The sequence below is a fragment of the Stenotrophomonas acidaminiphila genome (genome assembly GCF_001431595.1).
GTDB lineage: Bacteria > Pseudomonadota > Gammaproteobacteria > Xanthomonadales > Xanthomonadaceae > Stenotrophomonas > Stenotrophomonas acidaminiphila.
The window spans coordinates 15,829-27,805 of sequence record NZ_LDJO01000035.1 but is presented as its reverse complement, the minus strand read 5'-3'; the positions used below and the strand labels follow the sequence as shown (position 1 = coordinate 27,805).

12 protein-coding genes are annotated in these 11,977 nt (G+C 69.1%); 5 read left to right on the top strand and 7 right to left on the bottom strand.

Annotated features, from left to right (window positions below; all coding sequences use genetic code 11):
• On the top strand, positions 1-748 hold a 748-nt coding region (locus ABB33_RS11935; RefSeq protein WP_056932265.1), incomplete at its 5' end, for a KamA family radical SAM protein.
• A 45-nt stretch (positions 749-793) separates the two neighbouring features.
• On the opposite strand, the gene ABB33_RS11930 is transcribed toward ABB33_RS11935, so the two are convergent.
• The 3 genes from ABB33_RS11930 to ABB33_RS11920 all read right to left on the bottom strand — a co-directional run bounded on the left by ABB33_RS11930 (position 794) and on the right by ABB33_RS11920 (position 4,667).
• Positions 794-2,935 carry a putative bifunctional diguanylate cyclase/phosphodiesterase gene (locus ABB33_RS11930; RefSeq protein WP_056932263.1) on the bottom strand — a complete coding sequence of 714 codons (2,142 nt, stop codon included), beginning with the start codon at positions 2,933-2,935 and terminating at the stop codon, positions 794-796.
• Positions 2,932-3,849 carry a phosphate/phosphite/phosphonate ABC transporter substrate-binding protein gene (locus ABB33_RS11925; protein ID WP_054665017.1) on the bottom strand — a complete coding sequence of 306 codons (918 nt, stop codon included), beginning with the start codon at positions 3,847-3,849 and terminating at the stop codon, positions 2,932-2,934. The genes ABB33_RS11930 and ABB33_RS11925 overlap by 4 nt, the downstream gene beginning before the upstream one ends.
• 62 nt (positions 3,850-3,911) lie before the next feature.
• On the bottom strand, positions 3,912-4,667 hold the full coding sequence (locus tag ABB33_RS11920; protein WP_054665014.1) for an RNA methyltransferase: 756 nt from the start codon (positions 4,665-4,667) through the stop codon (positions 3,912-3,914).
• Between the two features lie 120 nt (positions 4,668-4,787).
• On the opposite strand from ABB33_RS11920, the gene ABB33_RS11915 reads away from it, so the two are divergent.
• The gene (locus ABB33_RS11915; RefSeq protein ID WP_054665011.1) at positions 4,788-5,615 is read left to right on the top strand and encodes an inositol monophosphatase family protein; all 828 of its coding nucleotides are present in this window, start codon (positions 4,788-4,790) and stop codon (positions 5,613-5,615) included.
• A 116-nt stretch (positions 5,616-5,731) separates the two neighbouring features.
• Here ABB33_RS11915 and ABB33_RS18780 read toward each other — a convergent pair whose 3' ends face one another.
• Both ABB33_RS18780 and htpX read right to left on the bottom strand, forming a co-directional pair.
• Positions 5,732-6,076, bottom strand: a complete 345-nt coding sequence (locus ABB33_RS18780; RefSeq protein ID WP_161809422.1) for a hypothetical protein — start codon at positions 6,074-6,076, stop codon at positions 5,732-5,734.
• A gap of 519 nt (positions 6,077-6,595) precedes the next feature.
• Complete coding sequence (htpX, locus tag ABB33_RS11905) at positions 6,596-7,459, bottom strand: protease HtpX (protein ID WP_056932261.1); 864 nt, start codon at positions 7,457-7,459, stop codon at positions 6,596-6,598.
• A 109-nt stretch (positions 7,460-7,568) separates the two neighbouring features.
• On the opposite strand from htpX, the gene gluQRS reads away from it, so the two are divergent.
• From gluQRS to phaR, 3 genes are all read left to right on the top strand, one after another.
• Entirely contained in the window at positions 7,569-8,453 is an 885-nt protein-coding gene (gene gluQRS / locus ABB33_RS11900) for a tRNA glutamyl-Q(34) synthetase GluQRS (RefSeq protein ID WP_054665002.1), read from the top strand.
• Between the two features lie 59 nt (positions 8,454-8,512).
• Complete coding sequence (gene phbB, locus ABB33_RS11895) at positions 8,513-9,256, top strand: beta-ketoacyl-ACP reductase (RefSeq protein WP_056932260.1); 744 nt, start codon at positions 8,513-8,515, stop codon at positions 9,254-9,256.
• A 177-nt stretch (positions 9,257-9,433) separates the two neighbouring features.
• Positions 9,434-9,955, top strand: a complete 522-nt coding sequence (phaR, locus tag ABB33_RS11890; protein ID WP_054664996.1) for a polyhydroxyalkanoate synthesis repressor PhaR — start codon at positions 9,434-9,436, stop codon at positions 9,953-9,955.
• Between the two features lie 78 nt (positions 9,956-10,033).
• Here the strand turns inward: phaR and ABB33_RS11885 are convergent, their stop codons facing one another.
• Positions 10,034-11,032: a TraB/GumN family protein gene (locus tag ABB33_RS11885; RefSeq protein WP_082595084.1), complete on the bottom strand. Its 999-nt coding sequence runs from the start codon at positions 11,030-11,032 to the stop codon at positions 10,034-10,036.
• Complete coding sequence (locus ABB33_RS11880; protein WP_082595083.1) at positions 11,029-11,976, bottom strand: DUF1684 domain-containing protein; 948 nt, start codon at positions 11,974-11,976, stop codon at positions 11,029-11,031. The genes ABB33_RS11885 and ABB33_RS11880 overlap by 4 nt, the downstream gene beginning before the upstream one ends.
• Position 11,977: the final 1 nt, after the last annotated feature.

The window sequence follows — 11,977 nt, the reverse complement described above, 5'->3', positions numbered from 1 at the left end:
TAGCCTTACCCACTGCATTCCGTCGGCAGCGTCAGATGGTTATAAGAGACAGATCCAGAAGTACCGCGGGCGCGCCCTGCTGGTGGCCACCGGCAGCTGCGCGATCAACTGCCGCTATTGTTTCCGCCGCCATTTCGACTATGCCGGGGAAAACGCCGCCCGCGGCGCCTGGGAAGAGGCGCTGGCGGCCATTGCCGCCGACCCGTCGATCGACGAGGTGATCCTGTCCGGCGGCGACCCGCTGGCGCTGGCCACCGCCAAGCTGGCGGAGCTGACCACGGCGCTGGCCGCGATCCCCCACGTGCGCCGCCTGCGCATCCACAGCCGGCTGCCGGTGGTACTGCCCGAACGCGTGGACGACGAACTCGTGCACTGGCTGGCCGGCCTGCCCTGGCCGCTGGCCTTCGTGATCCATGCCAACCACGCCAACGAGTTCGACGCCAGCGTCGATGCCGCGCTGGCGCGCCTGCGCGGCGCCGGTGCGCAGCTGCTCAACCAGGCGGTGCTGCTGCGCGGGGTCAACGACGACATCGACGTACTGGCCGCGCTGAGCGAGCGCAGCTTCGCCGCCGGCGTGCTGCCCTACTACCTGCACCAGCTGGACCGGGTGCAGGGCGTGGCCCATTTCGAGGTCGACGACGCGCGCGCGCTGGAACTGCACGCCGCGCTGCGGGCACGCCTGTCCGGCTACCTGGTACCGAAACTGGTGCGCGAGATCGCCGGCGACACCGGCAAGCGCCCGCTCTGACCTGCGCGCGGTGGCGCACCGGCGGCCGTGCGCCGGTGGCGGCCTTCAGGCCGGGTTCGGCGCGGCGTCCAGCAGCCGCACCAGATCGTCCGAATCCAGCGGGCGTGCCAGCCAGTAGCCCTGCACCAGGTCGCACCCGCGCTCGTTGAGCAGGTCGAACTGGGCCTGGTGCTCGATGCCCTCGGCGACCACGGTGATCCCCAGCGCATGGGCCATCGCGATGATCGCGCTGGTCAGGGCCAGGTCGTCCGGGTCGCGCTGCAGGTCGGCCACGAAGCTCTTGTCGATCTTGACCCCGTCCACCGGCACCTGGCGCAGGTGGCTCAGCCCGGAGAAGCCGGTGCCGAAGTCGTCCAGCCAGACCTTGACCCCGGTGCGATGCAGCTTCTCCAGCAGCGAGGCGGCCAGCATCTCGTCGCCGATCACCGCCGTCTCGGTCAGTTCCAGGTGCAGGCGCGAGGCGGCCAGCCCGGAGACATGCAGGCACTGCTCCACCGCCGCTGCCAGGTCGCCGCTGCGCAGTTGCCGCGGCGACACGTTGACCGAAACGAACAGCTCCTCCCCGGCTCCGTTGCACGGCCACTGCCGCGCCCGCAGGCAGGCCGCATGCAGTACCTTCGGGCCCAGGGTCTGGATCAACCCGCTCTGTTCGGCGATGTCGATGAACATCGACGGCGGGATCGCGCCCAGCACCGGGTGCTGCCAGCGCAGCAGCGCCTCGACGCCGATCAGCATGCGGTCGAGGGTGCGGAAGATCGGCTGGTAGACCAGGTGCAGCTCGCCGCGCTCCCAGGCGCCGCGCAGTTCCTGTTCGAGGTGCAGGCGCCGCTCGACCGCATGGTCCAGCGCGCGGCTGTAGTAGCGGAAGCAGCTCTTGCCGGCCAGCTTGGCCTGGTACATGGCGATGTCGCCGTTCTTGAGCAGCCCGGTGGCGTCGGTGGCATCCTCCGGGAACAGGGTGATGCCGATGGAGCTGCCCAGGAAGATTTCGCGCTCCTGCACCTGCAGCGGCGACCCGAGGTCGGCCACCAGGCGCTTGGCCAGGGCGGTGGCCATGTTCTCCACGCGGCCCGCGTCGTTGCCGATCAGGATCACGAATTCGTCGCCGCCGAAGCGGGCCAGCAGGGCGTCGTCGCCACCATCCTGCCCCACCGCCGCGGCGATGCGCTGGGCGAACTGCAGCAGCGCGTCGTCGCCGGCCTCGTGGCCGAGGGTGTCATTGACCCGCTTGAACTCGTCGATGTCGATGAACAGCAGCGCCAGCCCCTGGCCGGAGGCGCGGGCACCAAGCAGGCGGTGGTCCAGCGCCTCGCGGAACGCCAGTCGGTTGGTCAGGCCGGTGAGCGAGTCGGTGTAGGCCATCTGCCGCACTTCGCGGTCGTGGCGGGCGATGCTCTGGCCCATCCGCCCGAACGTGCGCAGCAGCTCGCCGATCTCGTCGCCACGGCGGGTGTCCTGCTGCTCGACCTGGTAGTCGCCGGCCTCGATGCGGCGCGCGGTCGCGCCAAGCCAGCGGACCGGCTGCACCAGGGTGCGCTGCACGTACAGCGCCACCAGGCACGCCAGCCCGACCAGCGCCACCATCATCAATATCACCCAGGCCAGCTGGCGGCGGTTGGCCAGCCCCATGCGCTGCTCCAGCGCGGCCTTGGCCTCGGCCTCCTGGGCGCGTACCGGTGCCAGGTCCATGCCCAGCCGCAGCCCGCCGATGCGCTGCTCGCCGATGCGCAGCGGAAGGTCCACCTCCAGCACCATCGGCGACTCCTGCATCCGCAGCTGCTCGGCGTTGATCGCGCCCTGCGCCAGCGGGTCCTGCATCTGCCGGCCGTAGCCGGCGACCTCGACCGAGCCGTCGTGGATCAGCCGGCCCTCGGCGTCGTGCACCAGCACGTAGCTGACCGACTTCTGGCTGGCGGTGCTGCGCACCAGCGCGCCGATCGCGTCCAGGTCGGAGAAGTACAGCGGGTTGACCAGCGCGTCGGCCAGCGACGTCGCCAGCGACGTCCCCTGCTCGCGCACGCTGTCGTCGAACACCTGGCTGACCACGCTGCTGCTGGCCTGCAGCAGTTCGCGCTGGGCCGCCGCCTGCCGCGCCAGCAGCACCGCGACGATCGCGATCACCACCAGCACCGCGCCGGCGGCCACGCACAGGAAGCGGGCCTGCAGCCCGAAGCGCGGCCGTTTCATTCGACCTCCATGCGCACCCGGGCCAGGCCGGCGCGCAGCCGGTCGAGCGCGCGCTGGCTGGCCGGGTCCAGGCGATGGAACGCCGAGGTACCGAAGAACTTGCGCAGCGCCGGGCCGGCCGTCGGGTCGTTGCTGGCTTCCAGCAGCACCTCCTGCAGCCGCCTGCGCACCGCCGGATCCATGCCCGGCCGCACCATTTCCACCGCGCGCGGCACGTCTTCGGTCTCGTAGAGCACGCGCATGTCGCGCCGGAACACCGCCGGCACCCGGCGCTCGTCGAGCCAGTCGATACTGCTGACCACGCCGGCGTCGACCACGCGCTTGTGCACGAAGGTCGAGATGTTCAGCTCCGAGCGCGCGAACACATAGCCCACGGTGTCGGCGGTGGGCGTGTCCTGCGGGGTCAGCAGGATTTCCGGGCGCACCCCATGGGCCAGCAGTTCCATCACCGGCACCAGGTAGGAGCTGGTGGACCAGACGCTCTGCATCGCCAGCGAGCGCCCCTTCAGCTCCTCCAGTGTGTTGATCGGGCTGTCGCGGCGGACGAAGAACACACTATGGTAGGCCGCCACACCCCCGCGCTCGGTCAGCAGCAGCGGCTCGGCGCCGCTGCGCTGGCGCAGCGCCATGGCGGTACCGGCCGTCTCCGTCACCCAGTCCACCCGCCCCCGCCGCAGGTAGCTGGCCATCTGCTGCATGTCCTTGGCCATCAGGATGCGGCCTTCGACGATCCCCACGTCGCGCATCCTTGGAATCACGTAGTCCAGCAGCGGCTTGAGTTGTTCGTAGTGCGACTTCGGATCGTCGCTCAGACGCCCCAGCACCAGTACCGAACGCTCGGCTGCCGCCGCCACGGCGGGCAACGCCACGGACAGCACCAGCACGGCCCCCCAGAGCCATCTTGAAACACGCAAACCGGCGCTCCCCCAAGAGTGTCCGCACAGACTATCCGAAAAAAACCCGAATGACGGATGTCTCAGTTCTGCCGTTCGTTCGCCAGCCTGGCCATGCGCTGGGCGTCGGACAATATGCCGCGCAGCAGGCGCACCTCCTGCTCGGACAGGTCGGCCTTCATGAACAGGCGGCGGAGCTTGCGCATGGCCGATTCCGGGGCGCGGCCCTTGTGGAAATCGATCTGGTCCAGGGTGTCGCCGAACTGCCCGAACAGCCCTTCCAGCTGCGCGTGGCTGGCCGGCGCCTCGCCATACCCCGGCTCCGGTGGCGGCGCGGCCTGCCCTTCCAGCTGCGCCATGCGCACCTCGTAGGCCAGCACCTGGACCGCCGCGGCCAGGTTCAAGGAACTGAACTCCGGATCCGAAGGAATGTGCACCGCGGCATGGCACAGCTGCAGCTCGTCGTTGCTCAGGCCGGTGCGCTCGCGGCCGAACACGAAGGCCACCTCCGCCGGCTCGGCCGCCCGCGCCACCGCACGCTGGCCGGCCACCTCCGGCAGCAGCTCCTCCAGCTGGACCCGGCGCGCACGCGCGGTGCAGCCCAGTACCAGCCGGCAATCGGCCACCGCCTCGGCCAGGGTGGCGAACACCGGGGCATCGCCCAGCACGTCCTCGGCACCCGCCGAGCGGCGGAAGGCGACCTCGTCCAGCGGCTGCTCCGGGGCCACCAGCACCAGCCTCGACAGCCCCATGGTCTTCATCGCCCGCGCCGCCGCGCCGATGTTGCCGGGATGCTGGGTACCGACGAGGACGAAACGGATGCGGGTGGAAGCGGACATGGCGAAAAAAGTCAGGAGCGGGACAGCCGCAGATGGTAAACTGCGCGGCCGGCCCGTGCGCCGGGACCGCTCTTTTCCTCCGCCAGTCCGACCCATTCGCCTTCACGGGAGCCCTTCGCCATGCAGAAACCCGCCGTCACCGTCATGGTCAAGGCCGCACGCCTCGCCGGCAACGTCCTGTTGCGCAACATCAACAAGCTCGAAGCGCTGAACGTGGTGCAGAAGGGCCGGATGGACTATGCCAGCGAAGTCGATGGCGACGCCGAGAAGGTGATCGTCAAGGAACTCAAGCGCGCCTACCCGGACTACGGCATCTACGGCGAGGAAGGCGGCCTGCAGGGCAACGGCCGGCAGATGTGGGTCATCGATCCCCTGGACGGCACCAGCAACTACCTGCGAGGCTTCCCGCACTACTGCGTGTCGATCGCCCTGGTCGAGAATGGCGAACCCACCGACGCGGTGATCTTCGACCCGCTGCGCAACGAACTGTTCACCGCCTCCAAGGGCGCCGGCGCGGTGCTCAACGACCGCCGCATCCGCGTGGCCGAGCGCAAGGACCTGGAAGGCACGATGATCCACACCGGCTTCGCCCCGCGCGAGCGCGCCCGTGCCGGCAGCCAGCTCAAGACCGTGGATACCCTGCTGGTGCAGGCCGAGGACATCCGCCGTACCGGTTCGGCGGCGCTGGACCTGGCCTACGTGGCCTGCGGCCGCGCCGATGCCTACTTCGAGGCCGGGGTGAAGGCATGGGACATCGCCGCCGGCGTGCTGCTGGTGCGCGAGGCCGGCGGCAAGGTCTGCAATTACCGTGGCGCCACCCTGGCGCGCATGGACGACAAGGGACCGGAGACCCAGCAGGTAGTGGCCGGCAACCTGAAGGTGTGCGAGGCGCTGCAGAAGGTGATCGTCAACACCGGCCACGCCGCCGAGTTCGATCCGAAGTTCTGATCCGGCCTTTCCCGCGATCCTGGACGGCGCCCGCGAGGGCGCCGTTTCTGTTTCTGGCATGACGTCCGTTGCGGGAGCCGCGAACCGGCGGCCCGCGGCTGCTCCCCCATTCAATGTCACCAGATGAAGGCCTTGGCCTTGGCCTTGGCCTTGGCCTTGGCCTTGGCCTTGGCCTTGGCCTTGGCCTTGGTCTTGGTCTTGGTCTTGGCCTTGGCTTTGGCTTTGGCTTTGGCTGTTGCTGTTGCTGGTGCTGTTGCTTTTGACTTCCGGCTCCCCTTCCGCAGCGACGGAGCCGGTGGGAACAACCCGAAGGGCGGCGCGCATGGACGCGCGTCGTTTTTCGACGAGACATGGATGTCTCGTCGAAAAATCCCGCCGGCGGAGTGGACCCAGCCCGCTGCGCGGGCTGGGCGCGGAGGCAGGGGCGTGTTTCTCTTGGTTACTTCTCTTTGCACGAACAAAGAGAAGTAACTCGCTCCTGCGAAGCAGGGGCGAAAGCTCTGCTTTCAATCTTCCGCTTTCATGCTTGGCCTCTGGCTTGGCCCTTTGACTATCGCGTTGGTACAGACGTCCAGGGAAAGCCAGAGCAAGGGCGGGAACAGGATCAAAGGCTTTCGCTCCCCTTCGGGGCGCGAGCCACCTTTCTTTGCTCGTGCAAAGAAACGTGGCCCAAAGAAAGCACGCCTTGCCTACGCGCCCGACGCGCTGCGCGCGTCGGGTCCACTCCGCCGCCGGGATTTTTCTACGCGACATCCCTGTCGCGTAGAAAAACGGCGTGCGTCCCTGCACGCCGCCCTTCGGGTTATTCCCGTCGGCTCCGTCGCTGCGGAAGGGGATGCATAGTCAAAAGCGCAGGAGCCAAGGCACAAGCAAGAGCAAGAGCAAGAGCGAGAGCGAGAGCGAGAGCGGAAACGCTGCTCCAATGAAAAACGCCCGGCATCTGCCGGGCGTCCTTGGGGTACCGCGGGTTGTCGAACCGGTTACGCCACCGTCGAAGAACGCAGCGCGGCGATGCGCTCCTCCAGCGGCGGATGGCTCAGGAACAGCTTCTTGGCGGTCGCGCCGGCGATGCCGAACGCCGCGATCTGCGTCGGCAGCGTGCTCTGCCCGTGGTTGAGCTTGAGCCGCTCCAGCGCGGCGATCATCTTCTGGCGGCCGGCCAGGCTGGCGCCACCGGCATCGGCGCGGAACTCGCGGCGACGCGAGAACCACATCGCGATCATCGTCGCGAACAAGCCGAACACCATCTCCAGCACGAACACGATGATGTAGTAGGCAAAGCCGCGGCCACTGTCGCGGTTGCCCGACAGCGCGCTGTCGATGATGCCGCCGACCACGCGCGCCAGCACGATCACGAAGGTGTTGAGCACGCCCTGCAGCAGCGCCATGGTGATCATGTCACCGTTGGCGACGTGCGAGATCTCGTGGCCCAGCACCGCCTCGGCCTCTTCCTCGCTCATGTTGTGCAGCAGGCCGGTGGACACCGCCACCAGCGCGTTGTTGCGGTTGGCGCCGGTGGCGAAGGCATTGATCTCGGGGCCGTCGTACACCGCCACTTCCGGCATGCCGATGCCGGCCGCCTTGGCCTGGCGCGCCACGGTGTCCAGCAGCCAGCGCTCGGTCGGGTTGCGCGGCTCGGTGATCACCACCGCGCCGGTGCCACGCTTGGCCATGAACTTGGACAGGAGCAGGGAAATGATGGAGCCGCCGAAGCCGAAGATCGCGGCCATGACCAGCAGGCCGCTCATCTGCGACGGGTTGACGCCCAGCACCGACATCACGATGCCGGCCAGGATCAGCACGGCAAGGTTGGTCAACAGGAACAGGCCGATACGGGTAAACATGCGGAAGGGTCCGGTAGGGGTTGGATGAACACGCTAAATCTGCGGTGCGGACAGGTTGAATTCAAGCGCGATTCTGACCGACGATTCAGCTTCGCTGCCTTCCACGTCGATGCCTTCCTCCCCCTACCGCGGCCGCTTCGCCCCCTCGCCCACCGGCCCCCTGCACCTGGGGTCGATGCTGGCCGCCTTCGGCAGCTGGCTTCTGGCCCGGCATGCCGGCGGCCGGTGGCTGGTGCGCATCGAGGACGTGGACCCGCCGCGCGAAGTGGCGGGTGCCGCCGCATCGCAGCTGGCAACGCTGGCCGCGTTCGGCCTGCAGCCGGATGAACCGGTGCAGTACCAGAGCCGCCGCCATGGCCTCTACCGCGCCGCCCTCGAACGCCTGCTGGCCGACGGCAGGGCCTTCCCCTGCCATTGCAGCCGCACCGACCTGGCCGGCCAGCACGGCATCCACCGCCACTGCGTCGGCGGTCGCCAGCGGCCGCACCCGGCGATCCGCCTGCGCGTGGCCGACGACACTCATGTCGCCTTCGACGATGGCCTGCAGGGCCACTTCGGGCAGTGGGTGGACCGCGCGGTCGGCGACGTGGTGCTGCTGCGCGCCGACGGTTGCTGGGCCTACCAGCTGGCGGTGGTGGTGGACGATGCCGCGCAGGGCATCAGCGACGTGGTGCGCGGCGCCGACCTGCTCGATTCCACACCGCGGCAGATCCTGCTGCAGCGCGCGCTGGGGCTGCCGCAGCCGCGCTACCTGCACCTGCCGCTGCTGCTCGACGCGCAGGGCGCCAAGCTCTCCAAGTCGCTGGCGGCACGGCCGGTGGACGCCACCGATCCCTTGCCGACGCTGCGCTGGCTGTGGGCCGCGCTCGGCCAGGAAGCCGCCGAACTGGAGGGCATCGACGCGCTGCCGGCGCTGCTGCAGCGCGCGGTGGCCGCCTTCCAGCCGGGCCGGCTGCGCCGCGACGCCATCCCCGCCGCGCGGCCGTTGCCGTGAGGGCGCCCGGTTCACATAGAATCCAGGGTTCCCCAGCGCCTGCGCCTGGAGCGCACACCATGACGACATCCCGTATTGCACTGGTCACCGGCGGCACCGGCGGTATCGGTACCGCGATCTGCCAGCGCCTGGCCGACCAGGGCCATCGTGTCGCCACCAATTTCCGCAATGCCGAAAAGGCCAACCTCTGGCAGCAGCAGATGCGCGCCCGCGGCTACGACATCGCGCTGTTCCCGGGCGACGTGTCCACTCCGGAAGGCGGCCAGCAGCTGGTGCAGGCGGTGGAAGCGGCGGTGGGCCCGGTGGAGATCCTGGTCAACAATGCCGGCATCACCCGCGACACCACGTTCCACCGCATGAGTCCGGAACAGTGGCACGAGGTGATCAACACCAATCTCAATTCGGTGTTCAACGTCACCCGCCCGGTCATCGAGGGCATGCGCCGGCGCGGCTGGGGCCGGGTGATCCAGATCAGCTCGATCAACGGCCTCAAGGGCCAGTACGGCCAGGCCAACTACGCCGCGGCCAAGGCCGGCATGCACGGCTTCACCATCTCCCTGGCGCGCGAGAACGCCGGCTTCGGCATCACCGTCAACACCATTTCGCCCGGCTACGTGGCGACCGACATGGTGATGGCGGTACCCGAGGAAGTGCGCGCCAAGATCATCGCCGACATCCCCACCGGGCGCCTCGGCAAACCGGAGGAGATCGCCTACGCGGTGGCCTTCCTGGTCGCCGAGGAAGCCGCCTGGATCACCGGTTCCAACCTGGACATCAACGGTGGCCACCACATGGGCTGGTAAGCCCCGGCGCCGCCCGCCGCGGCCCGTCGGGCGGCCCATGCTGCGCAGCATGGCATCGATGCTGCACGCCGCCGCCGACACCCTCCCCGGGGCATCCCCCCTGTACTTATGGCGGTTGCAAGGCCTGCTGCACTGCGCCATGCTGCGCCCCTACCGTGAAGGAAGAGTGACTGCTTAATGGCTGCGACCCGCATCATCAAGAAGTATCCCAACCGGCGGCTCTACGACACCGAGATCTCCAGCTACATCACCATCGAGGACGTCCGCCAGCTGATCCTGGATGGCGAGGACTTCGAGGTGCGCGATGCCAAGAGCGGCGAGGACCTGACCCGCTCGGTGCTGCTGCAGATCATCGCCGACAAGGAGCAGGACGGCGAACCGATGCTGTCCACCCAGCTGTTGAGCCAGTTGATCCGCTTCTACGGCGACTCGCTGCAGGGCTTCATGGGCAACTACCTGGAGCGCAGCATGCAGGTGTTCCTGGACCAGCAGCAGCAGTTCCGCCAGCAGATGGGCAACCTGCTCGGGCAGACGCCGTGGGCGATGATGAACCAGCTCACCGAGCGCAACCTGGAGCTGTGGCAGGAATTCCAGCGCAGCATGGGCGCAGGCTTCGGCCGCCCGCCGGCCGCCGGCGGCAAGACACCCGAGCCGCCGCCGGCGCCACCACCGGCCGGCAAGACCCGCGGCAACCGCTGAAAGCACGAAGGCCGACGCAAGCGTCGGCCTTCGCATTTGTGTGGCCGCGACCGCAACCCCGGCCTGGCACCGCGCGCCTCAGTTGCGGCTGCGGGCCGCTGGCGCCGTTGCCGCCGGAGCACGCCGCGCGGGCGAGGTGCAGGCCAAACAGATCCGCTCGACCCTGTAGCCACGCGCGCGCAGCTTCTCGACCACGCCGTCGCTGCCGAGCAGGTGCAACGCGCCGACCACCACCAGGGTCGTGCCCTGCCCGGCCTGCAGGCGCTCCTGCAACGGCACCAGCCAGGCATCGTTGCGCTCGGTGTTGATGCGCCGGTACAGCGCCGGGTAATCGCGCTTCATCTGCGCGGCCATGTCGCGCCACAGGGTCACGTCATCGCCGCGCCGCCAGGCGTCGTGCAGGCGCCGGCTCTGTTCGTCGCCCTTGTCCACCTGCTCCAGCGCCTCGCGCAGCAGTTGCCGCTGCTCGTCGCCGCTCATGCCATCGAGCATCGCGATCTGCGCCGCCGCGCTCTCCAGCCCCTGCGCCGGCTTGCCGGCGGTGGCGGCGCGCGCCATCAGGTGCCGGTCCAGCCCGGCCTGCGCATCCAGCCCCTGCCGCGCCATCTGTCCCAGGCTGATGGTCAGCCCCACGAACCAGGGCTTGAGTCCGGCGAGGCGATCGATCGGCAGCCCGTTGGCGGCGGCGTAATCCTGCAGTCGCCGCCAGGTATCCGCATCCAGTTCGTCCTTGAGCAGGCGGCCATCGCGGCGCAGTGCGGCCTGCGCCATCTGCGTGGCCAGCGCGGGCGAGTTCATTTCCTCCGGCGCCAGCTCGAACAGCAGTTGGCCCGAAGCGTCGAAGGCCGCGTCCACGTCCGCCGACAGCGGGTAATCATCGGCCCTGAGCAGGTGAAACGAACCCAGCAGGTAGAGCTCGGCGCCCTTGGGCCCGCTCGCCTTCCACAGCAGCGGCACCGGCGGCGCCTTGGCCGGAGTAGCGGCCGCCGGCACCTGCCGCGCCAGCAACGGCGCCGGCGTGCCCAGCAGCATCACCGATCCCAGCAGCAGCGCCGCGGCGCGGATCATCCATTTCATGTCGCGTCTTCCTGTGCGGGTTTGACGTAGGTTTTCTCGCCGGCTTCGACCGGCAGGTCCAGCCGGTTCTCCGGCGGCGGCAACGGGCAGGTGGCGAACGGGGTGAACGCGCACGGCGGGTTGTAGGCGCGGTTGAAATCGATCACCACCTGGCTCTTGTCGTCCGGCGTCTCCAGGTCGATGTAGCGGCCGGCGGCATAGCTGCCGTGGCCGCTGGTGCGGTCGGCGAAGATCACGAACAGCGGCCGGCCCGGCTCGCCCAGCGCCTCCAGCCGCCAGGTGCGGCCATCGCGCTCGAATTCGATGGCGCCGGCGTTGGCCTGTTCGGTGGTCAGGCCGGTGATGTCGACCACCGGCAGGGTCTTGCCGGCATCGTGCGGCACGAAACGCGCGGTGATGCGCCAGGACGCATCGGCCGGCCAATACTCCAGGTGGCCGAAATGGGCGCGTGCCGGAGCGTCGGCGTGCCTGACCCGCAGCGCGTGGCGCGGCCCGCGATGGATCAGGCTCAACGTGCCCTTGCCCCCATCGAAGGTGATCATCGTGGGACTGGGCTCGTCATCGGCATGGAACGGGATTCGGCCTTTCACCGGCTTGCCGTCGACCTGCACCGCGACGCCCCGCTCGGGTGTGAACCAGTAGCGCCCCGCCTCGTGCACCACCATGCCCAGCCGTGGCGGGCCCATCGCCAGGCGGATGCCACTGGTGCTGCCGCTGCCGATGTAGTGGGCCTTCAGTTCCAGCCAGTGCAGGCCGATCAGGCTGGTCCAGCCATCGGGCTGCAGCAATTCGGCCTGGCGCTGTTCGCGCCAGATGTCGTTGTTCATCAGGAACGCCGGATCGAAGCGCGGCGCGTCGGGCCCCGGTGCCGGCCGGTCGCCGCCACCGCAACCGGCCGTCGCCATCGCCGCCAGCAGCAGTGCCATGCCTGCCCATCGCTTCATC

Bases quoted from the DNA above. Each gene is read 5' to 3' on its own strand.
- ABB33_RS11930 (WP_056932263.1), bottom strand. From the start codon at position 2,935: ATGAAACGGCCGCGCTTCGGGCTGCAGGCCCGCTTCCTGTGCGTGGCC.
- ABB33_RS11920 (WP_054665014.1), bottom strand. From the start codon at position 4,667: ATGTCCGCTTCCACCCGCATCCGTTTCGTCCTCGTCGGTACCCAGCAT.
- ABB33_RS11915 (WP_054665011.1), top strand. From the start codon at position 4,788: ATGCAGAAACCCGCCGTCACCGTCATGGTCAAGGCCGCACGCCTCGCC.
- htpX (WP_056932261.1), bottom strand. From the start codon at position 7,459: ATGTTTACCCGTATCGGCCTGTTCCTGTTGACCAACCTTGCCGTGCTG.
- gluQRS (WP_054665002.1), top strand. From the start codon at position 7,569: ATGCCTTCCTCCCCCTACCGCGGCCGCTTCGCCCCCTCGCCCACCGGC.
- phbB (WP_056932260.1), top strand. From the start codon at position 8,513: ATGACGACATCCCGTATTGCACTGGTCACCGGCGGCACCGGCGGTATC.
- phaR (WP_054664996.1), top strand. From the start codon at position 9,434: ATGGCTGCGACCCGCATCATCAAGAAGTATCCCAACCGGCGGCTCTAC.
- ABB33_RS11885 (WP_082595084.1), bottom strand. From the start codon at position 11,032: ATGAAATGGATGATCCGCGCCGCGGCGCTGCTGCTGGGATCGGTGATG.
- ABB33_RS11880 (WP_082595083.1), bottom strand. From the start codon at position 11,976: ATGAAGCGATGGGCAGGCATGGCACTGCTGCTGGCGGCGATGGCGACG.